The following is a 26,679-nucleotide window of genomic DNA, read 5'->3' as shown; positions in this document are numbered from 1 at the left end:
GTGTGGAAAACAATTGTTAGAATTGATGTTGATAACTTCTTATTTTTTGTTCTTTATTATTTCTTCTAGTTCTCCAACCACTTTTCTTATTTTGATATCCTCTTCCATGAGCTTTTCCACTTTATTACAAGCATGAATTACTGTGGAGTGGTCTCTCCCTCCAATTTTTTCCCCGATATCTGGAAATGAAGCGTCGGTCAATTTTCGGCTGAGATACATGGCGATCTGGCGAGAAAGCACGATGTTTTTGTTCTTTTTTGGTGACCTGATGTCGGTTAACCTCACACCCATTTTTGAAGCCACAATTCGTACTATTTCTTCCACAGTGATTTCCTCTTTAACGTGGTGACGAATTACGTGTTTGAGAACTTCCTTAACAAGGTCAATATCGATTTCTCTCCTTTTTAAAGATGCATAAGCCATTATCCTCAAAAGGAAACCTTCGATTTCCCTTATATTGGATTCTGTGTGTGAGGCGATGTAATACGCCACATTATCCGGTATATCAACGTTATTTTCCTGGGCCTTTTTTTTGATGATGGCTATTTTCGTTTCTGTCTCTGGGGGTTGAATGTCAGCTATTAAACCCCACTCGAAGCGAGATCGCAGCCTACTCTCAAGATTTGGTATATCTTTTGGAAATTTATCACACGTTACCACTATCTGTTTCCCAGAATCGTGAAGGGAGTTAAAGGTATGGAAGAACTCTTCCTGCGTTCTTTCTTTACCAGCGATAAATTGAATATCGTCGATAAGTAAGTATTCTATATTTCTGTACTTATCTCTGAAGTGCTGCATTTTGTCGTATCTAATACAGGTAATCATTTCGTTCATGAACGCCTCGGCTGATATGTATACCACATTGAAGTCAGGATAGAGGGAAAGTGCACGCAAACCAATGGCGTTGAGGAGATGCGTTTTACCTAGACCCACACCTCCGTATATAAAAAGCGGATTGTACGTTTTTGCTGGGTTCTCTGCTACGGCAAGCGCCGCCGCATGAGCAAACTGGTTTGAGGGGCCGACGACAAACCTTTCAAAACTGTAATTAGAGTTCAGATTGTGGGATGGACGCTTTACTCTCTCCGACCTTGAGAAATCTCTGTCTTTACCTTCGGAATTGAGGTTTCTCTTGTAATTTTCACTCTGTACTATCTCCAAAATTACAGAGATGTCCTCCCCCATAACCTCACAGAGTGTATCCTGAATAAGGGACAGATAGTGGTCAACTATCCAATCCTTAAAAAAACGATTAGGTACTGCAAGTCGAGCTATACCATCACCTATGAAAATACAGCGTATAGGTTTAATCCATGTCTCAAAATTGGAACTGTTTAAATTTTCCTTAATAATTTCGAGAGCTTGGTTCCAAACTGTATTCAGATCTCCACTGTTTGTCAACATAGTTTTCAACAACTGTTTATAAATTTTACTTTGGAGCTATTTCTTTTTTGTCTCTGGAAATAGGAGTATGTCTGCCAAACGCATCAGATCTTCCTCCGATGAATAAAGGATCTCTATACATCCTCCTCTTTTTTTTCTAACAACCTTTACCCTTGTTTTCAAATGTTCCGATAGTCTCTTTTCCAAATTATCATCATATGGGTCTTTCTTTTTAGAAGTTTTTTCTCTCTTTTTTTTCCATACATGTATTAGACGCTCACATTCCCTAACACTCAGGGATCGTTCGACGATCATATGGGCTAGATTAATTTGGTCGTTGGGATCTTCAAGGGAGAGGATTGTTCGGGCATGTCCACTTGTTATTTTTCCTTCCAAGAGGATGCTTTTTACATCCTCAGGTAGTTTCACAAGGCGTAACGTGTTGGCAACTGTTGAGCGATCTTTGCCTACAATTTGGGCGATCTCCTCGTGTGATAAACCAAAAACCCTGTGCAGTTGCAGTAGGGCCTCCGCTTCTTCAATGGGATTTAGGGCCTCCCTTTGTAGATTCTCAACTAGAGAGAGAACAGCTACTTCACTATCCGTAGCTTCTCTTATAATAACAGGGACTTCCTTTAAACCTACCTCCTGCGCTGCTCTCCATCTCCTTTCCCCTGCTATTATTTCGTATCCCTTCTCCCTTTTCCGCACAACAATCGGCTGGATGATTCCGTTTTTTCTAATTGAATCTGCGAGTTCCCTAATCTCGTTTTTGCGGAAGGTCTTTCTAGATTGGAAGGGATTGGGGGTTAGTTCTTCGATACCGCATATTATAGGGGTGTTTTTTATTACAGTATCTCTCTCTAAATCTGGAAAAAGGGCGCTTAAACCTCTCCCAAGAGCCGCCCTGGATTTCATTTCAACCTCCCGTTTTTGCTTAGTATTTCTTGTGCGAGTTCCATATAGGCAATAGCACCCCGGGATCGGATATCGTAGAGTATGATCGGTAAACCGTGACTTGGGCACTCCGACAGTCTTACATTCCTCGGTATCACAGTTTTGAATACTTGCTCACCAAAGTAGCGGCGCACTTCTGTACTAACCTTATGCGATAGAAGGTTCCGGGAGTCGAACATCGTGAGTAGAATTCCCGCTAGGTTCAATTTAGGGTTGAGACGCGTGCGTACCAGTCTAACTGTGTTCAGAAGATGAACTAAACCTTCCATTGCAAAATACTCACATTGTAAAGGTACAATATAGTGATCAGCTGCCACCAGAGCATTTACTGTTAAAAAACCCAATGAGGGTGGACAATCGATAAAGATAAAGTCGTAAAGAGAGATCACATCTTGTAAAATTTTTCTCAATTTACACTCTCTATCTTCCAGGGATACGAATTCCACTTCCACTCCTATGAGGTTCCTGTCAGCCGGCACGAGGGAGAGGTGTGGGACACATGTAGGTATAATAACATCTTCCAGTGACGCCTCGCCTATAAGGGCGTGGTAAAGATTCTTTTTTTCAACAACGCTTTTCTCCACACCCAGACCAGTTGTGGCATTACCCTGGGCGTCGCAATCTATGAGTAGAGTTTTCCTCTCAGTAGATGCAATACAAGCCGCCAAGTTTATTGCTGTTGTTGTTTTACCCACGCCGCCCTTCTGGTTGGCTATAGCAATAGTTCCCTTCATACTTGCTTTAGTTCTATCAGCTAAAAATTAACCCTATGGGACACTATCATAAAAGGTATATTTTTGGAAGATGTATCTGCTAGTTTTTACGTGTACAAATTGTTGATTTTATTGCTTTTTTAATAAAAGCAGTGCACGGTTTGACCCAGTCACAGGGTGGTTGTATGTGAGGGTTTTTTCTATGTAAATATTTGTTTTTTCTAGAGTTTTTTTTGTTTCTTCCAATTCATCACCCTTTAGGTTTCCCTTCATGGCCAAAATCCACCCGCCTTTACGTACAAAGTACTCGGCTATCCCAACGTATAGGGGGAGTTTAAATGTAGCCCGAGAGGTAATGCCATCGTAATGATCTTTCATGGTCGGGTCTTTTAACATTGTTTCTGCTCTTTCCCTGATTACGACAATGGCATTGAGATCCAAAATTCTTATTACTTCCGTCAGGAAAGACACCTTTTTTCTCGAGGACTCAAGTAGGGTGAATGACCAGTTCTTACGCAGTATCTTCATTGGGATGGCAGGAAGACCTTGGCCTGATCCTATGTCTAAAATTTTTTGAGGTTTGCGATCCAGGTATGTAAGAGGGATGATGCAATCAACAAAATGAATAAGGATTATCTCGTCGGGTGTTTTGTATGAGATTAGGTTCATTTTTTCGTTCCACTTTATGAGCAGCTCGTAGTACTTCGCGAAAAGGGAAAGTTCTTCTTTTTGTATCTCTATGTCAATTGTTTTCAGTGCATGGGTGAATGCTCGGTTAAGGGTATTTTCCATTAAGTTATTTGGAACGTTAAATTTGTTCACGAGTTTTCTAGGATGTAGCTTAGCCTTTCCAGGTCTTCTTTAGTGTCAATCTCGATGGAGTCATACGCTGATTCTACAACTTTTATGGGATATCCGTATTCAAGGGCTCTCAACTGTTCTAATGATTCTAGTCTTTCTAAAACACCTGTGGGTAAATTTGAAAAGATTCTCAGAAAATAGCGCCTGTAAGCGTAGATTCCATGATGTTTGTAATAGTTGTACGGGAGATTTTTTTCGCGGATGTACGGTATAGGGGATCTACTGAAGTACAGGGCAAAATTTCTGTTTGTAAGGACCGCTTTAACGATATTAGGGTTTTCTACATCTTCTTTGTTTGTGATCTTGTAAACTAGGGTTGTCATGAGTAACTTATCGTCTTCCATAAGAGGCATCACAACTTCTTCTATATGTTTTGGTTCGAACGTTGGTTGATCACCCTGGATATTCACTACGATATCGTAATCAGATAGATTAAGTATGGTGGCAGCTTCATTTACTCTGTCAGTACCGGAGCGATGATCGGTTGCTGTCATAACCACTTCTCCACCGAACCTCCTAACCGTTTCAAAGATCTCTTTGCTATCGGTGGCTACCACTGTGTAATCTATAAGTGGTGAACTTGTGGCCCTCTCGTACACATGTTGTATTATAGGTTTCCCTTTTAACAGAGCAAGGGGTTTACCGGGAAATCGGGTAGATGCCAAACGGGAAGGTATTACAGCGACTTTTTTCATTTTCCCTCACAGATAGGGATCATTGCCCATTAGGTAACCCTTTACGTAGTCATTTATGGCGTCTTCCAAACTGTGGAAGTTTATGTGAAATCCGGCATTTATAAGCTTGCTCATATTTGCTTCTGTGAAGTACTGATACTGTTTTTCCAAAGCGGGAGGCATATCTATGTATTCGATGTTCACAGGCAAACCCATACTGCTGAACACCGCTTTTGCCAGGTCGTTCCATGTTCTTGCCTTTCCTGTTCCAACGTTAAAGATGCCTTTAATCTCCCTGTTTTGCAAAAACCACCATATGACCTCCACGCAGTCCTTTACGTAAATAAAATCCCTCTTTTGTTCACCGTTGCCGTATCCCACCCTGTAGGATTTAAAGAGGCGAACCTTCCCTTCTTTTGTTATTTGTTCGAATGCCTTATGGACCATGGAACGCATTTCGCCCTTGTGGTATTCATTGGGGCCAAATACGTTGAAGAACTTTAGTCCAACTACGAAATTTTGCAGGCTTCGCTTTAGGATCCAGAGATCGAAGAGTTGTTTTGAGTATCCGTACATGTTCACGGGTTTGAGTTGTATTGTTATGTTATCATCGTCAGAGAATCCAAAGGTACCATCGCCGTATGTCGCGGCAGAACTAGCATATATAAATGGTATGCCGTTTTGGACCGCCCACTCGCATATACGGCAAGAGTACAGATAATTGTTCCGCCAGAGGTAGTCTGCATCTCTTTCTGTCGTAGATGAGCAGGCTCCCAGATGCACGATGGCTCTGACGGTGAATGGAACCTGGTCGTTGTATATCATGCGTATGAAATCGTCTTTGTGAATGTAGTCAACGAAGCGACGTTTGACGATGTTTTTCCACTTTTCTGAAGTGCCGAGGCGATCTATTATAATGATGTTCTCAATGCCTTCACTATTCAGTTTCCACAGTAAAGCACTGCCGATAAAACCTGCCCCCCCTGTTACGACAATCATATCCGTTAGATCTCCAAAGATGCTTTGTTTACTGCTTTTTGTATCTGTTCGATTCTTTCTTCAGTGAGTTTTAAAGGAATGGGGAGAAACAGTGTTCTACCGAGAAGATCTTCTGCTTTAGGAATGTCCCTTATGCTGTACTCCACTCGACCGCGATAGGAAGGATCTGTAAAGGGGTATTTTTTGGAATTTGCAGTTGCCCACGAAAGTAGATGATCCCAGTTTGGAACGTAATGCCAGTTGTTTTTCTTGAAGATTATCGTTTCTACTCCGTGTTCTTTGAGTGTACTTTGTAGACGTTCCGCTGATGTAGCGTCAGGCAGATTGAATGCCAGATGTGTTGCAGTATCTCCCTCAGGATCGGCGAGGCGACGGAAGCCCACTCCTTTTATATTTGAAAATATCTCCTTTAAGATGGCTTTGTTGCGCCGCTGTGTAGCTATGATAGTATCCAGTTTTCTAAGCTGAGCGAGACCTAGAGCACCCTGCAGCTCGTTCATTCTAAAGTTGAATCCCAATATAGGGTGTTTTTCTTGGGCCCTACTTACCCGCGGATCATGGTCATGGCCGTGGTCGTGGTACCAGTCTGCCCTTTTGTACAGTGTTTCGTCGTCTGTAATGACCATGCCCCCTTCACCAGTGGTGATGGTTTTGAATGAGTCAAAACTGAAAATTCCCATATCCCCAAAAGTGCCCAATTTTTTGCCTTCGAAGCTCCCCCCCGCAGCCTGAGCATTGTCCTCGAGCACGTAGAGGTACAGTCTTTTTGCTACGTCCACAATGCGCTTTATGTCCGCAGAAGCGCCACACATGTGGACGGGTATAACGGCTTTTGTGTAAGGGGTTATCTTCCGGAGGATCTCATCGGGGTCGAGACACAGCGTATCATCAATATCGGCCATCACGGGAATAGCCCCTACCTCGAGAACCGCCTCATATGTAGCCACGAAGGTAAAAGCAGGGCATATGACCTCATCACCGGGTCCCACATCTAGAGCAGTGAGGGCAACTTTTAAGGCTGCTGTGCCAGATGTGACTCCTAAAGCATATTTGCAGCCCATATAGCGGCAGAATTCTTCCTCGAACTGTCGGACCTTGAATATACCTTTTCGCTCCTTCTCGAAACCGTAGCGCATAAGTACACCCGTTTCCATAACTTCCATAATTTCTTTGATTTCTTCTTGGCCAATGAGTTCCATTCCAGGCATTTTTTCTTACCTCCTGAGGGTAGCTTTATGTATGTTTTATGTGGGTTGGAATTTTACCATGCGGCGCGATAGATATCTATTGCGTCTTCTATGTCTACCTTCCGTGGGTTGTTACTAAGTGGTCTCGCTACGGTAAGTGCTTCTTTTGCGAGGACTTCAAAATCCTCCTCAGGTATTTGAAGATCTTCCAGGGTAAGGTTTAAGCCGCAGTCTTTAATTAGATTTTGTATTGATTCTACGGCAAGTTGGGCTGCTTCTCTCATAGGTAAGTTATCCGTGATTTCTCCCATTACTGTTGCAATTTGAGCGAACTTTTCCATTGCCCCCGGTAGATTGAAAGCCATTACATGGGGCAAAAGGAGGGTATTAGCCAAACCATGAGATATCCCATAGCGACCTCCTAGAGGATAGGAGAGGGCATGGACAGCAGTTACTCCTGCATTCGCCAGTCCCAAACCAGCGTACAAACTTCCGAGTAGCATACGCGACCGCGCTTCTATATTGCTACCATTGTGGACTGCTGTACGGAGGTTTTGTGATATTAATTCGATGGCTTTGAGGGAGAACAGTTCGCTCATGGGTGATGCATTTATGGATGTGTATGATTCTATCGCATGCGATAGGGCGTCAATACCTGTGGTTGCCGTTATTATAGGTGGTAAGGTGAGAGTTAATGTGGGATCTAACAACGCAATGTGGGGATACAGATAGGGGCTATTGATACCAGCTTTTTTTTTCAGCTCTGGGATAAGAAATACTGCTGTGAATGTGACTTCACTTCCCGTTCCCGCCGTGGTGGGCACCATTACTGTGGGTAAACCCGGTCCCGGAACCTTGTCCATGCCTAAGAATTCTTCTGATTTAGCTTTATGAGGTAAAAGAACAGCTATAGCCTTTGCCATGTCCATGGCACTACCTCCGCCAATACCAACCACAGCGTCGATATTTGCTTCAGCGGCGATTTTAGCAGCTTCATCAGTCTTTGCTACTGTTGGTTCAGGAGCTACGTCTTCAAAAAAGAGAACATTTTTACCAGTGGCACTAAAAATATCTTGGATCTTTTCTTTTATCCCAATGGCGCAAATGGCAGGGTCTATAACTATGAAGGGACGGGAAGAGTTTAGCTCTTCAAGGCAAAGGGGTAAGTCATTGAGTTTCCCCGCACCAAAAATAATTTTTTTTGCTCCCGTGAACGTAAAAGGCTGTATCATTTTAAACTTTCTCCTTTGATCTTTACGACCATAGCACGATCAAAGCTGGGTTGTCCAAGCAAAAATAAGAAAAAGGGAGTAAGTTTAGACTAGGATTTCCTGATAGCAGTGTGCCCATAACGATAACTGCAGTCTCTGAAACTTCCGAAAGGGCCCCCAGAGTGTCTCCTGTGAACCCCCCTAATTTTGCTTTAATCCAGATTGCGAACATCAAGGCAACACATAGGGATATTACACATATAATAACACCATGCGCTTTGAATTGTAGAACTGATAAGGCCAAGAGAAAACCAATACCCCAGAGTGCGTGCCATGGAGAACGCCTCTTTAGGAAGGTTAACACTATGCTTTCTTCAGAGCGGGCGTACGGCATAAATGTGAGGGTACATGTTATGGCTGTTCTTCCCGCAGTGGGTGCAAGGATGATGATTGCTTGTCTTAAATTGGCGGGTACTTCCGATAACGATGCCATCTTAAGACCCAGGATGAGGACCAGTGTAATTGCTCCCATTGCTCCAAGGCGACTGTCCCGCATTATTTCGAGGACTTTTTCTCTATTATTCCGGAGGCTGAAAAGTCCGTCAGCTGTGTCTGCAAGTCCATCCAAGTGGAGCCCGCCTGTAATTACTGCGAAGAGGATAACTACCATTACTGAGCGTGTTTGGATGGGGAGGGTGTTTTGTAGGCAGGTATCTATAGTGGCCACAATAATTCCTATGATCATTCCCACCATGGGAAAATGAACCTGCGAACCTGCGAGCATTTGGGGCTCTTGTCTGAGGTATCGGGGTAGAGGCAAAACTGTGAGGAACTGGATGGTTGCCAGAAATGATTTAATAGTCACGATTTGGAGACTTTTGCTTCCTCAAATGTTGCTACATCAGTGAAAAGGGCAGACGCAGCGTCGAGAAATGGCATAGTGAGAGCTGCCCCTGTACCTTCTCCCAAACGCATGTTCAGATTGATTAGAGGTTTCAAACCTAAATAGTCAAGGGCAATCTGATGCCCTTTTTCTTCGCTACGGTGTGATGCAATCATGTAGTATCTGCATAGCGGTGCTAAGTGGGAGGCAATGATGGCTGCAGCCGTTGATATGAAACCGTCAACTAGAACAGGTTTTTTAAGGGAAGCAGCTCCCAAGATAAGACCAACTATCCCACCTATTTCAAAACCACCTACACGGGCAAGTACACTTATGGGATCTTTCGGATCCGGTTCGTTTATTTCGATGATCTTTTTAATGATGGATACTTTGTAGGCCAATTCTCTATCGTCCAGACCGGTTCCTCGGCCTGTTACGGTTTCAACAGGTGATCGAGTGAACACAGCGATGATAGCGCTGCTTGATGTGGTATTGCCGATACCCATTTCTCCTGTAGCAAAAACGTCAGTTGTGTTGTTCAATTCATGGACTACTCGGATTCCCGCTTCAATGCTCCGAACGGCCTCATTCCTTGTCATGGCTGGTCCTGTGCACATGTCTGCTGTCCCTGGGGCGATCTTGCCATCTATAATTTTGCCTGATCTAATGAGTTCATCTGTATCTCCGGCAACTCCCATATCTACCACAACAACACGGGCACCCACTACCTTTGCGATTGCGTTTATCGCCGCCCGCCCATTTACAAAATTGTGCAACATCTGCAGTGTGACTGCCTGAGGGTACTTACTTACACCACGCCACACAACCCCATGATCTGCTGCCATTACTATCACGGTTTTTCTCTTTACGGGAGGGGGAATTCGACCTGTGATACCAGCCAGTTCCACAGCTAGATCCATTAGGCGTCCTAAGGCCCAGTACGGCATTGTGAGTTGCTCCAATTTTTTTGTAGCAAGTTGCCGAATCTGGCCATCCTGTGGGGTTATTCGGTTTACAGTATCTTCCAACAACAACATTCTCCGAAAAGTCCATTCATCATTTTATGGTGGTGGGAATCCCGCACACCATAAGGATCACATGATCCGCTGTCTTCGCTACTACCTGATTGCAACGCCCTGTCAGATCGCGGAATCTTCTTGCGATTTCATTTTCAGGTACTATACCCATTCCCACCTCGTTGGTTACGAAAATAACATCCCCTGTTCTTTTTTTCGCTGTCGTGCTCAGAGAGTGGCATTTTTCGCTTATGTCTTCCTCTGTAAGGGTTACTCCTCTTTTCCCCGCATCGTAGAGGAGATTATTAACCCAAAGTGTTAGACAGTCAATTATCACAACGGCATTTTCTGGTATGCTCTGCAACGCATCTTTTAGGCGAAGTTCTTCTTCAATGGTTTGCCAATTGCCAGCCAGTCTCTCTTTTTTGTGAAGTTCTATACGGTTGGCCATTTCATGGTCCGTAACTGGTGCCGTGGCTATATAAAATCTCTCCTCGGACGTTTCTTCTGCCAGTTTTTGTGCAAAGGAACTTTTACCACTTCTACTACCACCCGTAACTAGCGTTATTCTACCCATGGAAAAGCTCTCTTCAGTTTCTCTAAGGATGATCTAAGATCCTCTAGGGAAAACACCTCTAAAGAGACACCGTAAAAATAGTTTTCTAAGAAACCGCATATATCTTTCCATGCTGTTTCTGAAACATCCGTTATGGAGCTGTGGTCCAAGCCACCGGACAACCCGTGGAGGTGAATCATAATTATTTTATCCCTGTATTTTTCAAAGTGGTAGTGGAGATTTGCACCCTGCAAGAGAAGATGCCCCGTGTCCAAACAGACTTTTAGATGAAAATCGTTTATAAGGTCTTCAATCCAGCTTAAAGGGTAGTTCAGATTTTCCACGGCACATTTATCAGGGTTCATACCTCTTTCTCTCAATACGTTGAGTGAGTCTCTGAGACAGTTTATCCACTCATTTCGAATCTCATTGCCTGTGTCTCTATTTCCATTTTGTTCGAGATGGAGGATATAGGTTGTGGGTTCAAGAGGATTTAGGCGTTCCATAAACTGAAGCATCTTGTCGCAACCTTTCCGACGCAGTTTGAAATCAGGATCGCCAAGGGGAATGGCCATGGGCAGATGTACGTTAATTTGAAGATTGTATTCTCTTTTCAAAGATCCCCATAGGAGTACTTCCTCCCTTGAGGGGAGAAATCCTTCGTATAGAACCAGTTCTATTTCATCTACAAAGGATCCCAGAAGACATATATTTGCGGCCACATCCGCTGGTATTATGTAAGAGGTTGTTCCTATGCGAAATGGCAGTTTTCCTTTCAGACGGGGAAGTTTCATTATTTAAAAAACTACGATGTTTTCTGCGACCGAGGAACAAACGGTGTGAATATATACTCTTTGTCTTTGACCACAAAGGACAATCTATCTTCTGTGTTGTCTTTTATTGTACCTTCGATGATTCGTTTGCAGCCGAAGTCGTAAAATGTTACCTGATGGGTTGGTCTTTCTCCCTGTGGCGCATCGCGATAGGCTAATTCTATTTCTTCAGCTGTAAGCTCCCTCACTGTGAGTTTTTGACACCTCTCCCTGTCTTCCTTGTCTCCCGTTTTGATTATAACCACGTAATTTCCATGGAACTTTATGGGCATGTTGATTTTCATCGGACCCCTCCGATTGTCTAAATCATTCCTTCTTAAAAGGGTTACAAAATTTTGCTGCCCTCCCTAGTTCCGTTTCGATCTCTAAAAGACGGTTGTACTTAGCTGTCCGTTCACCCCGACAGGGTGAACCTGCTTTTATCTGACCGCTTCCCATAGCAACGGCAAAGTCTGCCAGGAATGTATCCTCTGTTTCCCCGGATCTGTGCGATATGATGTAGTTCCAACCAGACCGATGACATAGGTTGATGGCTTCCATTGTTTCTGTCACAGTTCCTATTTGATTGAATTTTATGAGAACTGCATTTGCAGTTTTTTCCTCAATACCCCGTTCTATGAATTTTGGATTTGTTACGAATAGATCATCTCCTACTATTTGGACTTTTTTGCCGAGGATGGATGTCATCTTTTTGAAACCTTTCCAGTCCTTCTCAGACAAACCGTCTTCGATAGAAACAATGGGATACTTATGGATCCATTTTTCATACAGGGCAATCATTTCGTCTGTACTTTTCTTACCCTGACCTGAACGGGATAGATGGTAAACGCCCTTTTTGTAGAAAGAGCTGGCCGCGACGTCTAAGGCAATGGCTATGTCTTCACCTGGTTTGTACCCTGCCTTTTCAATCGCCATAATCAATAGCTCACATGCCTCCTCGTTGCTCTTTAAGTTGGGGGCAAACCCACCTTCGTCACCAACGGAAGTGACATATCCCTTTTCGCTTAGAATCTTTTTCAGAGTGTGAAATGTTTCCACACCGTAGCGTAGCGCCTCGGCGTATGTTGGAGCCCCTATGGGCATGACCATAAATTCTTGAAAATCCAGATTGTTATTCGCATGCATTCCACCGTTTAGGATGTTCATCATAGGAACGGGCAGACGTAAGGCACCAAAACCACCCATATAGGCGTAAAGGGGTATGTCAGCTGCGAGGGCAGCAGCGCGAGCTACCGCCATAGAAACACTAACGATGGCGTTTGCTCCTAATTTACTCTTTCCGGGAGTTCCATCAAGACGGATCATGAGGCGGTCAATCTCAGCTTGCTTTGTGGGGTCCATGTCAATGAGGATAGGCGCAATCACTTCGTTTACCTGAGCCACTGCTTTCAGAACACCTTTCCCAAAATAGCGTGTTCTTCCTCCATCTCTGAGCTCCACAGCTTCATGTTCTCCTGTGGAGGCTCCGGAAGGCGCTGACGCTGAAGCCATTATACCGTTGTCCAGTACTACGGTTGTCTTAATAGTGGGGTTTCCCCGGGAATCGAGTATCTCCATGGCATGGATGGATTTGATCTTTCGTTGCATTGTAATTCTCCTTTAAATATTCAAAACTTCCCTATTTTTTTCAGGGTATCATTAAATACATGGTAAAAAGCATGGTGGTCCGCTGTTGCTTTTTTTAGGATCGCTGCGAAATCCTGAATATTTTTTCTGTTTACGATGAGATTAACACTTCTGTTGAAAGCCGCCATGTTGTCCATGGTGCGGAAACTATCTGATATGAGCACAACGAACATCTTTCTTCTTGTGCTCATGGGGAGAAAGCTGAAATATGTGTGAAGTTCATTAGTATCTTGGTCTTTTGAATCGAATTTTTCATCTATGATAACGAGGTCGTAAGTGTGAAAACGGGTTTTCTTCAAAGCATCTCGAGTGTTAAGTGCTTCATATACTCTGTATCCCATTTCTTTAAGAACGTTCGATATTTGTACCCTTTGGGATGGTTCTGAAACACATATGAGGGCGGTTTCTACTCCTTCTTCCAGGAATTCAAAGGGTATGTCCTCTGCGTCATACACACTTCTCGTCACTTCAGTGAGGATATCTTCGCTATTCTCCATAAGTTATCATCTCCTTTCAAATCCGGCTCTCCCTGGTTTTCCGTAGTCTCTGTCGATAGTGAGCTTGCCAATGTCGGTTGTCGCTTTCCCTGCCGCACTTTTAATGGCATCGATCCCTCTACCCACAACGCTTTTGTTGGAGGCGTATGCCCGTGCAGTCTCTTCAGTTATGAGACCTTTTTCGTACAATTCGAGGATGGAATCGTCGAATGTCATCATACCAAATGCACGACTGGCCTGCATAATTTCGTAGAAGGTTTTTCCTTCCGACTCACCATTGAGTATTGTATCCTTTACGCGGATGTTCATTCCCATGATTTCAAAAGCCGCCACTCTTCCCCCTCCCACCTTGGGTAAGAGACGCTGACAAACTACCCAGCGTATCGTGTCGGCTAATCGAACGCGAATCTGTTTCTCCTCCTCAGGGGGGAACATGCCCAGTATGCGGTTTATCGTTTGACCCGCATCCACGGTATGCAGTGTGCTCAGGACGAGATGTCCAGTTTCCGCGGCGGAAAGGCCTATTTCCACTGTTTCTCTATCCCTCATCTCACCTACGAGTATTACCTTAGGTGACTGTCGGAGAGCGGCCCTTAAACCGTTGGCGAACGTGTCGAAGTCTTTTCCCAGTTCTCGCTGATTGAAAGTGGCTTTTTTGTGGGGATGGGAAAACTCCACAGGATCCTCAAGAGTTATAATATGGACGGCTTTTTTTTCATTAATTTCGTTCAGGATAGCAGCCAATGAGGTAGACTTACCGCTACCCGTCGCACCGGTGACAAGAATTATTCCGTTTTTTTCTTCGGCCATTCTGTAGAAAGCCTCAGGGAGATTAAGCTCGGCACACGTAGGTATTTTTGTCGGTAATTTCCTCAACACTATGGAATAGTTGCCACGTTGGGAAAAGATATTGACCCGAAACCTCGCTTTTCCTGGCAGTTCGTAGGAAGTATCGCAGGAACCCTCTCTCAGTAGTGTTTCGATCAATCGGCGATCCTGATTTATGAGATTAAGGGCGAATATCTCTGTCTGAAACGGAGTTAACTTAGCGAAGGGTGGATCCATGATTACCTCTTTGAGCTCCCCTGCCGATTCTACCTGAAAGGGTTTCCCAACCGTAATATTCAAATCAGACACATCGTCGTACGCATCCAACATTTTGTTAAGAATGTAGTCTATTTCTTGGATTCTCATGGAATCCCTCCGTTATGCTTCTGTGAAGTCTGTGGGCGGTGCTTTCAGGAACTGGCGGAAGCGATTTTTGTCATTGGCTTTGGCGTATGCCTCGTCAGCACTTATCCAACCTTTCATCAGAAGATCATATATAGCGTCATCCAAAAGCTGCATACCGTACTTTTTGCCTGTCTGAATCATCGAGGGAATCTGATGGGTTTTTGCCTCACGGATAAGACTACGAACTGCGGGGGTGGCAATCAAGATTTCCAACGCTGCACAGCGCCCCTTTTTGTCTATCCTTCGGAAGAGCACCTGGGAAATTACAGCACGTATTCCGTCAGCCAGAGTCGAACGGATCTGGGCCTGTTCATTAGCGGGGAACACTTCAATTATTCTGTCCACCGTTTTAGCAGCACTTGTGGTATGTAACGTACTGAACACGAGGTGTCCAGTAGATGCCGCCTCTACAGCCAGTCTTATGGTTTCTAAATCTCTCATTTCTCCAACCAGAATAATATCTGGGTCTTCTCTCAAAGCGCCCCTCAAAGCCGCGGAAAAACTCTTGGTATGTAGCCCTACCTCCCTATGATTTACAATGCAGGATTTACTATGATGAACAAATTCAATGGGGTCTTCAATGGTTATAATGTGATCCTTACGTGTTCGATTTGCCTCGTCAATTATGGCAGCAAGGGTGGTGGATTTTCCACTGCCTGTAGGTCCCGTTACAAGAACGAGTCCCCTGGGTAAGGAGGCGAGTCGAGCTACTACAGGGGGTAGGCCGAGTTGCTCAACAGTGAGTATTTCACTCGGGATTACACGGAATACAGCAGCACACCCCCATTTCTGCATAAAGAAGTTTGCGCGGTATCTTCCCAAACCAGGTATTTCATAAGCAAAATCCACATCTCCTGTTTCCTCGAATTGTTTGATTTTGTGCTCCGGTGTAATTTCATAGAGCATTGCTTTGAGTTCATCGTTTTCCAGAACGTTGTACTTGATCCTCTCGATCTCTCCCCTGATTCTCATAGCAGGCTGTTGACCGCTGACCAGGTGGAGGTCAGATGCTCCCTCTTCGTGCATTAACTGGAAAAAGGCATCTATTTTAGCCATCCCCCACCTCCGTTTGTGTAACTGACTGTGAAATTAGTGAAAGTTTATAGGCCATATTGAAGGGGAATGTCAAGGAGAAGGACAAGAAGTATCTTGACACGAAAGGAGGAAATAGGTTACATGGAAAGTCACGGGGATGTAGCTCAAATGGGAGAGCGCCGCGTTCGCAATGCGGAGGTTAGGGGTTCGATCCCCCTCATCTCCACCAAGACTAAAGGTTACACCGCTGATAGCGGTGTTTTTTTATGTGGTGAATAGGTTTGCAAGTCTCAATCTCTTCCTTTTTTTCCAGCTACCTCTATGGTACAGATAACTTACAATTAGGGGGAGGACAGATGTAGCTTCAGCGTAAACCATCTTCTCAAATGATCCTTCAACTTTGCCCCACGACGTTGCCTCCTTCAGTGTGGATCCAGAACAGCCTCCGTCTCTCACGTCTGCTACCGTTATCTGAATGGCGTACTTATGCATGGGGACATCCTTTCCGAGTATTTCGGCGCATATAACTGTATCCTGGGCGAAGTTTTTGGGGACACCCCCGCCTATCATAAATAGACCTGTAGTGCGCGCTTCGATTTTAATCTGAGTTAACTCTCTGAAATCCTTTACGGAATCTATAGACACATGCGCGTTTGGATTTTTAACCTGGTGGAGGACAAGACCAANACCAGCACTGCTGTCGGATAATGCTGGGCAGAAGATAGGGACATCATAGTCATACGCCAATTCCACGAGGGATCCCTTTTTTTGAGCGTGATCTTTAAGATATCTCCCCATCTCTCTGATGAATTCTCTGGAGGAATATACACCGGGTGGAAGGCTGTCGGCTATTTTGCAAACAGTGTGGTCGCAGATCTGGAGTTCTTCCTCATCTATGTAAGTATCGTAGATGCGGTCTATATAGAGAGATCGTAACAGTCTATCGTTTGCATGAGGTGTTCCCTGGTAGTGGCGAAACCCGAGAGCTTCAAAGAAATCCATGTCTACAATGGACGCTCCCGTTGCTACTACTACGTCTACCATTTTGTATTTGATCATGTCCGCATATATCTTCATGCACCCTGCGGCTGAAGTACTACCTGCGAGTGTCAGTATGATTACGCATTCTGGGTCATTCAGCATTCGTTCGTAAATGTCGGTGGCTTCGGCGACATCTCGGGCAGTGAAAGACATGTGTCTCATCGCTTCCACTATAGGTGTAGCGTCGTACGTTGTTATATCTACGTGTTGTACCGGTTTGTTAAGCAGATCCCTTTTATTCACGAATACCTCTTACGAGTAAAGTCGTTGTCTGTTTAGTACATAATGTAGTATCTTGTCAACTAGAGGTTTTAAACATGCTTGAAATGATAGAGGAATTTTGATACGCCCCTTTATTATGGAGATCTGGACTGTAACCGAGCTTAATGAGAGAATCAAAAATCTCCTGGAAGACTGTTTCGATCTCCTTTGGGTGGAGGGAGAGATCTCTAATGTGCGTTTGCCCTCATCGGGACATCTTTACTTTACCCTGAAGGATGAGCAGAGTCAGATTAGGGCTGTGTGTTTCCAGTACAGGACACTAAAGAGCTTGTTGTTTAGGGGTGTAGGAGATTTGGAATTGAAAGAGGGGATGCATGTGTTGTGCAGATGCCGCCTATCTGTTTACGCTCCCCGAGGCGAGTATCAACTGATTGTGGATAGGATTGAACTGAGGGGTATAGGTGCACTTCAGAAGGCTTTTGAACAGCTCAAGGAAAAATTGAGGAAGGAAGGACTTTTTGATCCAGTGCATAAGAAAAAGATCCCGTTTCTGCCGGAAGCAGTGGGAATTATTACATCTCCTACAGGGGCAGTTATAAGGGATATATTGAATATTGCTGCCCGACGTTTCCCCTCCATTCCCATATTGATTGCACCGGTGCGGGTTCAAGGGGAGGAGTCTCCACTGGAGATAGTTAAGGCCCTGAGGGATTTCAACAGGACTAAACTAGTTGATGTTATAATCATGGCCCGGGGAGGCGGATCCCTTGAAGATCTCTATCCTTTTAATACAGAGATGGTTGCTCGGGCTATTTTTGATTCTAGTATACCGGTTGTTTCTGCTATTGGTCACGAAACGGATTTCACAATCGCGGATTTCGTAGCCGATCTAAGAGTGCCGACCCCCTCGGCTGCGGCGGAGCTAGTTTTTCCCGATCGCGCAGCACTGCTGGAGAACACAGCGAGTCTTTACTGGCGTCTCCTCCAGAGTCAGCGGAGGTTTATGCAGGCTACAGAAAAGCGGGTGAAGGATGTTCAGAGACGCCTCACAGTAGCGGAACGGATCCTCATACCTTTTCGTCTGGATCTGGAGGCGAAAAGAGAACGTTTGTTGGGAACGATGTTAAACAGAATGTCTGAATACCGTAAACTTATACACAGTGCAGAAAGTATTCTGGCTAAAAATAACCCTATTTATTATGTTCAAAAGAAGGCACTCAAGGCTGCGGCATTGAAGAGCGCATTGGAAATGCAAATTCAGAGGTTTGTTGAGGAAAAAAAGAGTATTTTTTGTACAACAATGGCTAAGTTAAATGCCCTGAGTCCTCTGGGAGTGCTGGATAGAGGCTATGCGGTTGTGTTCAAATTACCTGAAGGAATGATTGTAAAGGATGCGGCCTTGTTACAAGCAGGAGACGAGATCACTGTAAGTGTTGCGAGAGGCAAATTTGATGCGGGTGTGACTTGTGTATATCCTGACCAATGATTGAGGTAGTATATGGCCAAGGAAAAATTTGAAGATGCATTGAGTCGTTTGGAAGAGATAGTGCACCGGTTGGAGAGGGGAGAAATGACCTTGGAAGAATCTCTTAAGGCTTTTGAAGAAGGGATAAAACTGGCTCGCTTCTGTGCTAAAAAACTCGAAGATGCCCAGAAGCGCATTGATATGCTTATAAGCAGTGAGAGCGGTGAGATATTCACTGTGCCTTTGACTGGTGGAGAGGAAGAGAGTGAAAAAGAGGGTTAACATAGATATTTCGTCTTATTTCTCCGAAAAGAAGGGGATGATAGACGAAGCTCTCGATAAGATCCTTCCTCCCGAGGATATGGATCCCACTGTTCTTTCCAGAGCAATGCGCTACAGTATGTTTGCAGGGGGGAAGAGGTTGAGGCCCATACTGTGCATAGCTTCTGCAGAGGTAGTGGGTGGCAGGGGCGAGGAGGTGTTACCTGTAGCGTGCGCTTTAGAATGCATACACACCTATTCCCTTATTCATGATGACCTACCCTCCATGGATAACGATGATTTCCGGAGGGGAATGCCCACTAATCATCGTGTCTTTGGTGAGGCAGTGGCAATTCTTGCAGGAGATGCCCTTCTAACCTTGGCTTTCAATTTACTATCCTCTTGTTTTGGGGCAACACGTCCAGAAAACATGCTTCGTATCATAAAGGAGATCTCTAGTGCTGCAGGTCATCAGGGTATGGTTGGTGGGCAGACCATAGATGTTTTATCCACGGGAAAGCGTATTGATGAGGCGACCCTTAAGGATATGCATAAACGAAAAACAGGTGCTCTTATACGTGCTTCTCTTCTAGCGGGGGCCCTTTTTTACGATGTTGATGAGTTGGTTATTGACAGTCTCTCATCCTACGGTGAACATTTAGGTTTGGCTTTCCAGATTGCCGACGATATACTGAACGTTACAGGGGATAGTTCCACTATGGGTAAAGGAACAGGAAGCGATGCACGTTTGGGAAAGGCAACCTATCCTTCAATCTTGGGACTGGAAGAGGCGAATAAATGTCTGCGGGTGAGTGTGGAAAGGGCGTTGGTATCCCTTGAAAATATGGACGCTCAAGCGGATATACTGAGGGCGATTGCTTTTTTTGTCATGGAAAGGTGTTACTGAAAATGGCCTCGATATTGGAAATGGTAAATGACCCTGCAGATATTAGAGGTCTTGATCTTCGTGAATTGAATCAGCTCGCGGAAGAAGTGAGACATTTTATCTTAAAGACTGTCTCCGCTACGGGAGGCCATTTAGCATCATCCTTGGGAGTGGTGGAGCTTACGCTGGCTGTCCATAAGGTTTTTGATACCCCAAGAGACAAGGTCCTTTGGGATGTTGGGCATCAGAGTTATGCTCATAAGATAATCACTGGACGGAGGGATCGTTTTTGCACTCTGCGGCAGCGAGGAGGAGTGTGTGGTTTTCCAAAGAAGAGGGAGAGCATCTATGACACGTTTGATATGGGACACAGTGGTAATTCCATTTCTGTGGCTACGGGTATGGCGGAGGCTAGGCGTCTCTCAGGGGATAGTCACAAGATTGTAGTTATTATTGGGGATGGCTCCTTGACAGCCGGTTTGGCTTTTGAGGGACTCAATTGGGCGGGGTACAGAAAAGAGGATATCATCATAATCTTAAATGACAACGAAATGTCCATATCGCAGAATGTGGGAGCACTTTCAGCATATCTAAACAGGATCATGACAGGTCATGCAATGAGGAAATTGAAGGCGGAGATCAAGTCTCTCTTCCGGAATATTCCTTCTATCGGTGAGTACATGATTCGATTTTCCCGCCAGTTGGAAGAGACGTTGAAAGCGTTGATTTTACCCGGGGCCCTTTTTGAGGATTTGGGATTTACCTATGTGGGACCCATACAGGGGCATAGACTGGACTATCTGATCGATACAATGTCAAACATCAAAGAGCTCACAGGTCCTGTGCTTCTCCATGTTCTTACAAAAAAGGGTAAAGGGTACCGTTATGCTGAGGAGCAACCAAGGAAGTACCACAGCACAGGGCCATTCGATGTTGAAACGGGAGAACCTGTTGTTCAAGAGAACGATATTAACGTTCCGACCTATACGGAGGTTTTCGGAAGTACCATTGTGCATCTCGCTAGAGAAAACAGGCGCATAGTTGCCATAACAGCGGCAATGTGTGATGGCACAGGGCTCAATTCCTTTGCACACGAGTTTCCTGATAGATTTTTTGACGTTGGAATAGCTGAGCAGCACAGTGTTACTTTCGCCGCCGGGTTGGCGGCGGGTGGTTATATTCCCATTGTGGCAGTATACTCCACGTTTTTACAAAGGGCCTACGATTCTATCATTCATGATGTTTGCCTTCAGGAACTTCACGTGGTTTTTGTCATAGATAGGGCCGGGTTTGTTGGTGAGGACGGAGCTACGCATCAGGGGTTGTTTGATCTTACATACCTAAGGAGTATACCAAATATGGTTGTTATGTCACCCAAAGACGAAAATGAACTTCGGCACATGCTGAAAACCGCGGTGGAGTACCATGGCCCGGTGGCTGTGAGGTACCCAAGAGGGAAGGCTGTGGGCGTACCCATGGACGATGAACTGGATATTTTGCCCATCGGTAAAGGAGAAGTCCTTCGGGAAGGAAATGATGCTGCTATTCTTGCTATAGGGAGCACAGTACAACCAGCTCTACTTGCCGCTGAGGTACTTGAGAAGGAGGGTTTGTCTGTCTGTGTAGTGAATGCCCGTTTTGTTAAACCCCTGGATGAGAACCTTATCTGTCAGATTGCTGAAAAGACGAAAAAAATTGTAACCGTGGAGGAAAATACCTTGATGGGTGGTTTTGGAAGTGCCCTTTTGGAACTGCTGGCAGAAAAGGGTATTTTCGATTGCAGGGTTTTACGGATCGGCATTCCCGACTGCTTTGTGGAGCATGCTACGCAGAAGGAACTGCGGAGCGCCTACGGTTTGGATGAAAATGGCATAGCTAATGCTGTTCGTCTTATTGTAAGTCGATAATGGAGAAGATCCGTCTTGACAGGTTATTGGTAGAGAGGAAGTTGGTTTCTAGCAGGGAGAAGGCCCGAGCTTTGATTCTTGCCGGTTGTGTGTTTGTTGGAGAGCAACGTATGGATAAGGCAGGTGTCCTGGTTTCAGTGGATGCTCCAGTGCGTATTTTTGGGAAGGAAAATGTTTACGTGAGCAGGGGTGGTTTGAAATTAAAAGGGGCCTTGGAGTCGTTCAATCTCGAGATTGATGGGTGGGTGGTACTTGATGTAGGCGCATCTACAGGTGGTTTCACCGACTGTTTACTCAGGGCGGGTGCAAGAAAGGTGTATGCCTTGGATGTGGGTTATGGTCAGCTTGCCTGGTCTTTGAGGATAGACCCTCGTGTTGTTGTTTTGGACAGGATAAATATTAGGTTTTACGATGGAAGAGATATTGAGGAACCTCTAGATCTTGTGACAATTGACGTTTCTTTCATCTCTTTAAAGCTTGTGATTCCCTCCATATGTCGTTTTATTGGTGGAGGAACCAAGATCCTTGCCCTTGTGAAACCTCAGTTCGAGGTTGGAAAGGGAAAGGTGGGCAAGGGGGGAGTTGTTAGAGATCCCGCTCTATTGCAGGAAGTTTTGAACGATATGATTGTTTTTTGTGGCAAACTTGGTCTTTTGTGTTTGGGGAGTTGCCCTTCACCGATTAAGGGCCCAGCGGGTAACCAGGAGTTTTTTCTTCTTTTCGAGAAAAGGGACTTGAAGGATGGGTGTTAAGCTGGCGGAGACAGCTGGGTTCTGTATGGGTGTAAAAAGAGCAGTTGACATTGTCCTTGCTGTTGCTTTGAAGAAGAGCGGGGAACGGGTATTTACCTACGGTCCCCTTATACATAACCCACAGACGGTGAATCTCCTAAGGAAAAGGGGCATAATACCCATAACATCCCTGGATGAGCTTGAAAGCGTAAATGGAAAGGCTCTTGTAATAATAAGGGCGCACGGAATTTCACCGGAGGAAAGAAAAAGGATACTGGATAAAGGATTTCGGATTATAGATGCCACATGCCCACGTGTTAGTAAGGTTCAAAACATCATAAAAAAACACGTCGAGAAGGGTTACTGGATCATGATCGTCGGGGACAGGGATCACCCGGAAGTGAATGGTCTTTTGGGATTTGCTGAGGGTAAGGGCATTGTGGTGAATGACCCAAAAAATATAGATATACTTGGAGATTTACCCAAGGTCTGCGTTGTTGCTCAAACCACTCAGGATGGGGAGCTGTTCAGTTTGATTGCTGAAAGAGTAAAGCGGCGCTTTCCGGATGCACTTATTTACAATACTATATGCGATTCTACAGAGAAGAGACAACGTGAGGTAAGGGATCTGGCCCAAAAGATGGATGCAATGGTGATAGTGGGAGGGAAAAACAGTGCCAATACAAGAAGATTAGCAGCCCTTGCAGCGTCTCACGGGGCACTTACATTTCACGTTGAGTCGCCTGAGGAACTAGATGAGGAAGCCATAAGTCGTTTTGAGAATATTGGAATATCTGCGGGTGCGTCCACGCCGAATTGGATTATTGACAGAGTTGTTGAAAGAGTTACGAACGTTCAAAGGTTAAAGAAAGGGAGATTTCCATGGATTCATAAGCTATGGACCGGAGCGATTGTTACGGATATATATGCAGCGATAGGAGCAGGGGTACTTAGCTTTGCTGCTGCTTTAATGCAGGGTATACCTATACATAGTTTATCAATACTAACGGCTTCTTTTTTCGTTTTTGCCACGCATACCCTGAACAGGATTGTAAATTATAGAACAGGAGTTGTTGTAGGTTCGTTCAGAGAACAGTCCGTTGCCCGTTACCAATCATTGTATTTGGCTCTGGCAATATTGGCGTCGGTGTTTTCTCTTGTGTTCGCATATCTGAGTGGTTTGTGGGTTCTTGCACTCATATCTACAATGCTCTGTCTCAGTGTCCTTTACAACATCCCTTTATTTCCAAAAGGTTTGCGATTTCGCAGTATTAGAGAGATTCCTGGATCAAAAAATGTGTGTTTAGCTACTGCCTGGGGTATTGTGACCACTGTAGTACCGCAGTGGCAGAATGGTCCCACATGGACGGCTTCTATGATTTTCACTTTTCTTTTCCTTTCGGGACTTGTTTTTATACGTTTCACAATGACAGATATCTTAGATTTGCAGAATGATAAATTCATGGGTAGAGAAACGATCCCTGTGATTTTAGGATCTTACAGAGCGAAAAAACTGATACAGGGACTGACATTTTTTTTGCTGGGTTTATTTACAATAGGGGTGTGTTCTGGGTTGGCAAAAGTCATGATGCTTGGTGTGGCCAGTTTGGTTTTTTTTTATTTATGGATTTGTTTCTTTTTTTGTGCTAAAAAACGCACCTTCTTTAGTTTGACGGTCAATGGCCTTTTGGAGACGGGATACATTTTAACGGGTTTTTTTACGGGTCTGTGGGCTCTCATGGAGGGTTATGTTAAAGGAGGGTAAAAAAAATGAAAAGGATCAATAAGGTTGTCATTTTGGGTTTGGCTCTTTTTGTCTTTGCCTGTGGTGGTATACGGTACTCCCAGGTGGATCCGGCAGCAAAGGATTTCCATCCTCAGAGGCTTGCAGTTTTGCCCGTTGATGTGGGGACGTATGAGGAAGCGCGCGGGGTGATTGATATGGTTCTGGCGGGGGCAGTGGTGGGTAAGAAGCAGTTTCGGGAGGTTTATGCGGGAGATACATTGAAATCGATGCTTTCTGCTAATGATGAACTTCGGAAAGCCGTTATGGATTACATGGTGAAACTCAAAACCGTTAATTACTCTGATCCTGAACTTAGCAGAAAGATTGGGATGATAACAAAGGCGGATGCCATTCTTATAGCTAATATTGACTATTGGCTTTACACAAAAGAAGGTGATAAGAAGGTGGCAAAAGTAGGGTTAGGTATGAAACTGGTAGAGGTGGAAACTGGTAAAATTATGTGGCGTGCCGGACATTTTGAAGATGAGAGCTATTCTTTTTTTAAACCAGATTTGAAGGATGTAGCGCGGAAGGTTATAGATAAGATGTTATCAGAAATGCCCCATTGAAGAGGTGTGAATAATGAAAGGTAAGGTTGAGGCAGTTCTAGAAAAAATAAGGCCCCAGTTGCAGCGTGATGGTGGCGATGTGGAACTTGTCGATGTGAGCGAAGATGGAATTGTCACTGTCCGGTTACTGGGATCGTGTCATGGATGTCCTTTTGCAAGAATGACTCTTAAAAATGGTATCGAACGGTATCTCCGCCAGGAGATCCCAGAGGTAAAGACTGTAGTTGCCTGCTAAAGCACGAGTTAACGGGGATATTAGATCAATTTATGGAGGTTGCACGATGGCATATGTAATAACAGATGATTGTATTTCTTGTGGGACATGTGAAGGAGTTTGTCCGGTAGGGGCAATTAGTGAGGGGGATAAAAAATACGAAATAAGTGTTGATCTCTGTACTGACTGTGGTGCCTGCACAGAGGAATGCCCCGTGGAAGCTATAATTCCTGGGAACAGCAATTAACTTCACGTAAAGCAGTTTTCCTGCATCTCTAAATAATTGGAATTGGAGTTGTTCTTTTGATGGGTGTATTTATTACATTTGAAGGTATTGAGGGATGTGGGAAAACAACCCAGATACGCATAGCGGAAAAACGTCTACGGTCTCTCTATCTTCCCGTTGTTCGCACAGAAGAGCCGGGCGGTACCCAATTGGGTAGGCTTTTGAGGAGAGTGTTGCTTAGGGGTGCTGCTATGGCTCCAGAAACAGAGCTTATGCTTTTTGGGGCTGCCCGAGTGGAACATGTAAAAAATGTGATTATGCCTGCACTGGCAGAAGGAAAGATTGTTCTCTGCGATCGTTTTTTTGATTCTTCTCTTGCGTATCAGGGATGGGGCAGAGGTATACAGGAAGAGACGGTGTGGTTGATAAACAATTTAGCTACGGGCACACTTGAGCCTGATTGTACTTTCCTGTTGGATGTGGAAGTGGAAGTGGGATTCTCCAGAATTGCTCTTCGTAGTATGCGTGGTAAAGGTCAGCAAAAGAGAGATAGTTTTGAACGAGAAGGTGTGGAATTTCATAACCGAGTGAGAGAAGGTTATCTTGCCCAGGCTAGAAAAAATCCTCGGCGTATTAGGGTAATAGACGCCAGAGGCTCTATTGATGATGTGGCATCTATCGTGTGGAGGGAACTGATTTCCCTGCTTAAAACAAGGGGGTATGTCCTATAGTCACATTTACGGACATAGAAGACAGATCCAGATGCTTAAAATGGCCGTTAAAAGTGGCCGTGTATCTCATGCCTATCTCTTCTACGGCATAGATGGTGTGGGTAAGTGTAAATGCGCGATAGCCTTTGCACAAGCTTTACTGTGCAGAGATGTGGATGACGGTGAGGGGTGTGGGATATGTCTTTCCTGTCGCAGGATCCAGCAGGGGTTGCATCCTGATGTACTTTTTATTGGTCCCGAAAGTGGGCAGATAAGGATTCAGGCAGTAAGATCTTTAACAGAATCATTGTGTGTTCGCCCTGTTGAGGGGAACCAGAGGGTAGTAATTATTTCCGATGCTGAGCGAATGAATCTACCCGCAGCGAATGCTCTTCTTAAAACATTAGAGGAGCCGGCTCCATCCACCAGGATTGTACTCATTACATCTAGATTCGGTCAAATTCCACAAACTGTGATTTCTCGCTGTCAACGAGTGAGTTTTGGCCCTTTGTCGAAGGCAGAGGTTGCTTCCTATTTGCGAGACACGTATAAAATCGAAGAGGATATTGCGCTGGTTATAGCGGCCGCTTCAGGGGGAAGTATCTCTCGAGCTGTAAAACTACTCAAAAGTGAGTATTTACTCAAGAGAGATGAACTTTTTGAAACCATGTTGGAAGCGATACAGAGGAATTCAAGAGGGACAATTCCCTTTGTTGCCTATTTAAACCGAGAGGATGTAGATGTTTTGGAGTCGCTCAATATACTGAAGATGTGTTTTCGTGATGCGCTGGTTTTCTGTGAACTTGGAGAACGAGAAATGTTATGTTTCCCCGATAGGGAGGATGTAGCAGTTTTGCTAGGGCGGAGATTTGGGATAGATGGGCTTTTACGGTGCGTTGATATTCTGGACGAGTCTCTTTACAAACTAGAAATGAATGCCAACAAAACGTTGACTTTGGAATATACTGTATTTAGACTACTTTCTCAGTGAGGTCTA

The 26,679-nt window shown here is 44.6% G+C and carries 29 protein-coding genes and 1 tRNA gene; 12 read left to right on the top strand and 18 right to left on the bottom strand.

Annotation, left to right across the window (positions count from 1 at the left end):
- Positions 1 to 39: 39 nt before the first annotated feature.
- The 17 genes from dnaA to N2317_01310 form a co-directional block, all read right to left on the bottom strand.
- The gene (dnaA, locus tag N2317_01390; GenBank protein ID MCX7816150.1) at positions 40 to 1,404 is read right to left on the bottom strand and encodes a chromosomal replication initiator protein DnaA; all 1,365 of its coding nucleotides are present in this window, start codon (positions 1,402 to 1,404) and stop codon (positions 40 to 42) included.
- Positions 1,405 to 1,440: 36 nt separating this feature from the next.
- Positions 1,441 to 2,301, bottom strand: a complete 861-nt coding sequence (locus N2317_01385) for a ParB/RepB/Spo0J family partition protein (GenBank protein MCX7816149.1) — start codon at positions 2,299 to 2,301, stop codon at positions 1,441 to 1,443.
- Positions 2,298 to 3,074 carry an AAA family ATPase gene (locus tag N2317_01380; protein MCX7816148.1) on the bottom strand — a complete coding sequence of 259 codons (777 nt, stop codon included), beginning with the start codon at positions 3,072 to 3,074 and terminating at the stop codon, positions 2,298 to 2,300. The genes N2317_01385 and N2317_01380 overlap by 4 nt, the downstream gene beginning before the upstream one ends.
- A gap of 108 nt (positions 3,075 to 3,182) precedes the next feature.
- Complete coding sequence (gene rsmG, locus N2317_01375) at positions 3,183 to 3,875, bottom strand: 16S rRNA (guanine(527)-N(7))-methyltransferase RsmG (protein MCX7816147.1); 693 nt, start codon at positions 3,873 to 3,875, stop codon at positions 3,183 to 3,185.
- The gene (gene kdsB, locus N2317_01370; protein MCX7816146.1) at positions 3,872 to 4,609 is read right to left on the bottom strand and encodes a 3-deoxy-manno-octulosonate cytidylyltransferase; all 738 of its coding nucleotides are present in this window, start codon (positions 4,607 to 4,609) and stop codon (positions 3,872 to 3,874) included. Before kdsB ends, rsmG begins: the two co-directional genes overlap by 4 nt.
- Positions 4,610 to 4,615: 6 nt before the next feature.
- On the bottom strand, positions 4,616 to 5,587 hold the full coding sequence (rfaD, locus tag N2317_01365) for an ADP-glyceromanno-heptose 6-epimerase (GenBank protein MCX7816145.1): 972 nt from the start codon (positions 5,585 to 5,587) through the stop codon (positions 4,616 to 4,618).
- A 5-nt stretch (positions 5,588 to 5,592) separates the two neighbouring features.
- Positions 5,593 to 6,795, bottom strand: a complete 1,203-nt coding sequence (locus N2317_01360; protein ID MCX7816144.1) for a DegT/DnrJ/EryC1/StrS family aminotransferase — start codon at positions 6,793 to 6,795, stop codon at positions 5,593 to 5,595.
- Between the two features lie 53 nt (positions 6,796 to 6,848).
- Complete coding sequence (locus N2317_01355; protein MCX7816143.1) at positions 6,849 to 8,006, bottom strand: iron-containing alcohol dehydrogenase; 1,158 nt, start codon at positions 8,004 to 8,006, stop codon at positions 6,849 to 6,851.
- A 22-nt stretch (positions 8,007 to 8,028) separates the two neighbouring features.
- The gene (gene cobS, locus N2317_01350) at positions 8,029 to 8,850 is read right to left on the bottom strand and encodes an adenosylcobinamide-GDP ribazoletransferase (protein ID MCX7816142.1); all 822 of its coding nucleotides are present in this window, start codon (positions 8,848 to 8,850) and stop codon (positions 8,029 to 8,031) included.
- Positions 8,847 to 9,905, bottom strand: coding sequence for a nicotinate-nucleotide--dimethylbenzimidazole phosphoribosyltransferase (gene cobT, locus N2317_01345; GenBank protein MCX7816141.1), 1,059 nt, complete (start codon positions 9,903 to 9,905; stop codon positions 8,847 to 8,849). Before cobT ends, cobS begins: the two co-directional genes overlap by 4 nt.
- 19 nt (positions 9,906 to 9,924) lie before the next feature.
- Complete coding sequence (gene cobU / locus N2317_01340) at positions 9,925 to 10,461, bottom strand: bifunctional adenosylcobinamide kinase/adenosylcobinamide-phosphate guanylyltransferase (GenBank protein ID MCX7816140.1); 537 nt, start codon at positions 10,459 to 10,461, stop codon at positions 9,925 to 9,927.
- Positions 10,449 to 11,234, bottom strand: a complete 786-nt coding sequence (locus tag N2317_01335) for a sugar phosphate isomerase/epimerase (GenBank protein ID MCX7816139.1) — start codon at positions 11,232 to 11,234, stop codon at positions 10,449 to 10,451. The genes cobU and N2317_01335 overlap by 13 nt, the downstream gene beginning before the upstream one ends.
- An 11-nt stretch (positions 11,235 to 11,245) precedes the next feature.
- The gene (locus tag N2317_01330) at positions 11,246 to 11,557 is read right to left on the bottom strand and encodes a hypothetical protein (GenBank protein ID MCX7816138.1); all 312 of its coding nucleotides are present in this window, start codon (positions 11,555 to 11,557) and stop codon (positions 11,246 to 11,248) included.
- A 22-nt stretch (positions 11,558 to 11,579) separates the two neighbouring features.
- Positions 11,580 to 12,860, bottom strand: coding sequence for a phosphopyruvate hydratase (eno, locus tag N2317_01325; protein ID MCX7816137.1), 1,281 nt, complete (start codon positions 12,858 to 12,860; stop codon positions 11,580 to 11,582).
- A gap of 20 nt (positions 12,861 to 12,880) precedes the next feature.
- Entirely contained in the window at positions 12,881 to 13,396 is a 516-nt protein-coding gene (locus tag N2317_01320) for a hypothetical protein (protein MCX7816136.1), read from the bottom strand.
- Positions 13,397 to 13,402: 6 nt separating this feature from the next.
- Positions 13,403 to 14,590, bottom strand: coding sequence for a PilT/PilU family type 4a pilus ATPase (locus N2317_01315; GenBank protein ID MCX7816135.1), 1,188 nt, complete (start codon positions 14,588 to 14,590; stop codon positions 13,403 to 13,405).
- A 12-nt stretch (positions 14,591 to 14,602) separates the two neighbouring features.
- Entirely contained in the window at positions 14,603 to 15,685 is a 1,083-nt protein-coding gene (locus tag N2317_01310) for a type IV pilus twitching motility protein PilT (protein ID MCX7816134.1), read from the bottom strand.
- Between the two features lie 132 nt (positions 15,686 to 15,817).
- Here N2317_01310 and N2317_01305 point away from each other — a divergent pair.
- A tRNA-Ala gene (locus N2317_01305) sits at positions 15,818 to 15,893 on the top strand.
- Positions 15,894 to 15,928: 35 nt separating this feature from the next.
- On the opposite strand, the gene N2317_01300 is transcribed toward N2317_01305, so the two are convergent.
- The gene (locus N2317_01300) at positions 15,929 to 16,948 is read right to left on the bottom strand and encodes a deoxyhypusine synthase (protein ID MCX7816133.1); all 1,020 of its coding nucleotides are present in this window, start codon (positions 16,946 to 16,948) and stop codon (positions 15,929 to 15,931) included.
- A 97-nt stretch (positions 16,949 to 17,045) separates the two neighbouring features.
- Here N2317_01300 and xseA point away from each other — a divergent pair, with 97 nt between their 5' ends.
- From xseA to holB, 11 genes are read left to right on the top strand one after another with little or no spacing between them, the layout of a single operon-like run.
- Positions 17,046 to 18,413, top strand: a complete 1,368-nt coding sequence (xseA, locus tag N2317_01295; protein MCX7816132.1) for an exodeoxyribonuclease VII large subunit — start codon at positions 17,046 to 17,048, stop codon at positions 18,411 to 18,413.
- Between the two features lie 12 nt (positions 18,414 to 18,425).
- Positions 18,426 to 18,674: an exodeoxyribonuclease VII small subunit gene (locus N2317_01290; GenBank protein ID MCX7816131.1), complete on the top strand. Its 249-nt coding sequence runs from the start codon at positions 18,426 to 18,428 to the stop codon at positions 18,672 to 18,674.
- Positions 18,658 to 19,560, top strand: coding sequence for a polyprenyl synthetase family protein (locus N2317_01285; protein MCX7816130.1), 903 nt, complete (start codon positions 18,658 to 18,660; stop codon positions 19,558 to 19,560). Before N2317_01290 ends, N2317_01285 begins: the two co-directional genes overlap by 17 nt.
- Positions 19,561 to 19,562: 2 nt before the next feature.
- A complete protein-coding gene (dxs, locus tag N2317_01280; protein MCX7816129.1) occupies positions 19,563 to 21,446 on the top strand; it encodes a 1-deoxy-D-xylulose-5-phosphate synthase in 1,884 nt (627 codons plus the stop codon).
- Entirely contained in the window at positions 21,446 to 22,198 is a 753-nt protein-coding gene (locus N2317_01275) for a TlyA family RNA methyltransferase (protein ID MCX7816128.1), read from the top strand. Before dxs ends, N2317_01275 begins: the two co-directional genes overlap by 1 nt.
- Positions 22,188 to 23,942 carry a 4-hydroxy-3-methylbut-2-enyl diphosphate reductase gene (ispH, locus tag N2317_01270; GenBank protein ID MCX7816127.1) on the top strand — a complete coding sequence of 585 codons (1,755 nt, stop codon included), beginning with the start codon at positions 22,188 to 22,190 and terminating at the stop codon, positions 23,940 to 23,942. The genes N2317_01275 and ispH overlap by 11 nt, the downstream gene beginning before the upstream one ends.
- 5 nt (positions 23,943 to 23,947) lie before the next feature.
- Complete coding sequence (locus N2317_01265) at positions 23,948 to 24,532, top strand: hypothetical protein (protein ID MCX7816126.1); 585 nt, start codon at positions 23,948 to 23,950, stop codon at positions 24,530 to 24,532.
- A 13-nt stretch (positions 24,533 to 24,545) separates the two neighbouring features.
- Positions 24,546 to 24,767 (top strand): NifU family protein, encoded by a 222-nt coding sequence (locus N2317_01260; protein ID MCX7816125.1) that lies wholly within the window; start codon positions 24,546 to 24,548, stop codon positions 24,765 to 24,767.
- Between the two features lie 46 nt (positions 24,768 to 24,813).
- Positions 24,814 to 24,993 (top strand): 4Fe-4S binding protein, encoded by a 180-nt coding sequence (locus tag N2317_01255; GenBank protein ID MCX7816124.1) that lies wholly within the window; start codon positions 24,814 to 24,816, stop codon positions 24,991 to 24,993.
- 59 nt (positions 24,994 to 25,052) lie between these two features.
- Positions 25,053 to 25,703, top strand: a complete 651-nt coding sequence (tmk, locus tag N2317_01250) for a dTMP kinase (GenBank protein MCX7816123.1) — start codon at positions 25,053 to 25,055, stop codon at positions 25,701 to 25,703.
- Positions 25,693 to 26,673: a DNA polymerase III subunit delta' gene (gene holB / locus N2317_01245; protein MCX7816122.1), complete on the top strand. Its 981-nt coding sequence runs from the start codon at positions 25,693 to 25,695 to the stop codon at positions 26,671 to 26,673. The genes tmk and holB overlap by 11 nt, the downstream gene beginning before the upstream one ends.
- The last annotated feature ends 6 nt before the right edge of the window (positions 26,674 to 26,679 follow it).

It is taken from the genome of Syntrophales bacterium (assembly GCA_026417625.1).
Taxonomy (GTDB): domain Bacteria; phylum Desulfobacterota; class Syntrophia; order Syntrophales; family UBA8958; genus JAOACW01.
This window is presented reverse-complemented; position numbering and strand designations above follow the sequence as displayed.

Bases quoted from the DNA above. Each gene is read 5' to 3' on its own strand.
- rfaD (MCX7816145.1), bottom strand. From the start codon at position 5,587: ATGATTGTCGTAACAGGGGGGGCAGGTTTTATCGGCAGTGCTTTACTG.
- N2317_01355 (MCX7816143.1), bottom strand. From the start codon at position 8,006: ATGATACAGCCTTTTACGTTCACGGGAGCAAAAAAAATTATTTTTGGT.
- tmk (MCX7816123.1), top strand. From the start codon at position 25,053: ATGGGTGTATTTATTACATTTGAAGGTATTGAGGGATGTGGGAAAACA.
- ispH (MCX7816127.1), top strand. From the start codon at position 22,188: ATGGGTGTTAAGCTGGCGGAGACAGCTGGGTTCTGTATGGGTGTAAAA.
- eno (MCX7816137.1), bottom strand. From the start codon at position 12,860: ATGCAACGAAAGATCAAATCCATCCATGCCATGGAGATACTCGATTCC.
- N2317_01255 (MCX7816124.1), top strand. From the start codon at position 24,814: ATGGCATATGTAATAACAGATGATTGTATTTCTTGTGGGACATGTGAA.
- N2317_01265 (MCX7816126.1), top strand. From the start codon at position 23,948: ATGAAAAGGATCAATAAGGTTGTCATTTTGGGTTTGGCTCTTTTTGTC.
- N2317_01385 (MCX7816149.1), bottom strand. From the start codon at position 2,301: ATGAAATCCAGGGCGGCTCTTGGGAGAGGTTTAAGCGCCCTTTTTCCA.
- N2317_01380 (MCX7816148.1), bottom strand. From the start codon at position 3,074: ATGAAGGGAACTATTGCTATAGCCAACCAGAAGGGCGGCGTGGGTAAA.
- dxs (MCX7816129.1), top strand. From the start codon at position 19,563: ATGGCCTCGATATTGGAAATGGTAAATGACCCTGCAGATATTAGAGGT.
- N2317_01315 (MCX7816135.1), bottom strand. From the start codon at position 14,590: ATGAGAATCCAAGAAATAGACTACATTCTTAACAAAATGTTGGATGCG.
- N2317_01330 (MCX7816138.1), bottom strand. From the start codon at position 11,557: ATGAAAATCAACATGCCCATAAAGTTCCATGGAAATTACGTGGTTATA.
- N2317_01260 (MCX7816125.1), top strand. From the start codon at position 24,546: ATGAAAGGTAAGGTTGAGGCAGTTCTAGAAAAAATAAGGCCCCAGTTG.
- cobU (MCX7816140.1), bottom strand. From the start codon at position 10,461: ATGGGTAGAATAACGCTAGTTACGGGTGGTAGTAGAAGTGGTAAAAGT.
- N2317_01275 (MCX7816128.1), top strand. From the start codon at position 21,446: ATGGAGAAGATCCGTCTTGACAGGTTATTGGTAGAGAGGAAGTTGGTT.
- N2317_01335 (MCX7816139.1), bottom strand. From the start codon at position 11,234: ATGAAACTTCCCCGTCTGAAAGGAAAACTGCCATTTCGCATAGGAACA.
- dnaA (MCX7816150.1), bottom strand. From the start codon at position 1,404: ATGTTGACAAACAGTGGAGATCTGAATACAGTTTGGAACCAAGCTCTC.
- kdsB (MCX7816146.1), bottom strand. From the start codon at position 4,609: ATGAAAAAAGTCGCTGTAATACCTTCCCGTTTGGCATCTACCCGATTT.
- holB (MCX7816122.1), top strand. From the start codon at position 25,693: ATGTCCTATAGTCACATTTACGGACATAGAAGACAGATCCAGATGCTT.
- cobT (MCX7816141.1), bottom strand. From the start codon at position 9,905: ATGTTGTTGTTGGAAGATACTGTAAACCGAATAACCCCACAGGATGGC.
- N2317_01360 (MCX7816144.1), bottom strand. From the start codon at position 6,795: ATGCCTGGAATGGAACTCATTGGCCAAGAAGAAATCAAAGAAATTATG.
- N2317_01290 (MCX7816131.1), top strand. From the start codon at position 18,426: ATGGCCAAGGAAAAATTTGAAGATGCATTGAGTCGTTTGGAAGAGATA.
- N2317_01310 (MCX7816134.1), bottom strand. From the start codon at position 15,685: ATGGCTAAAATAGATGCCTTTTTCCAGTTAATGCACGAAGAGGGAGCA.
- N2317_01320 (MCX7816136.1), bottom strand. From the start codon at position 13,396: ATGGAGAATAGCGAAGATATCCTCACTGAAGTGACGAGAAGTGTGTAT.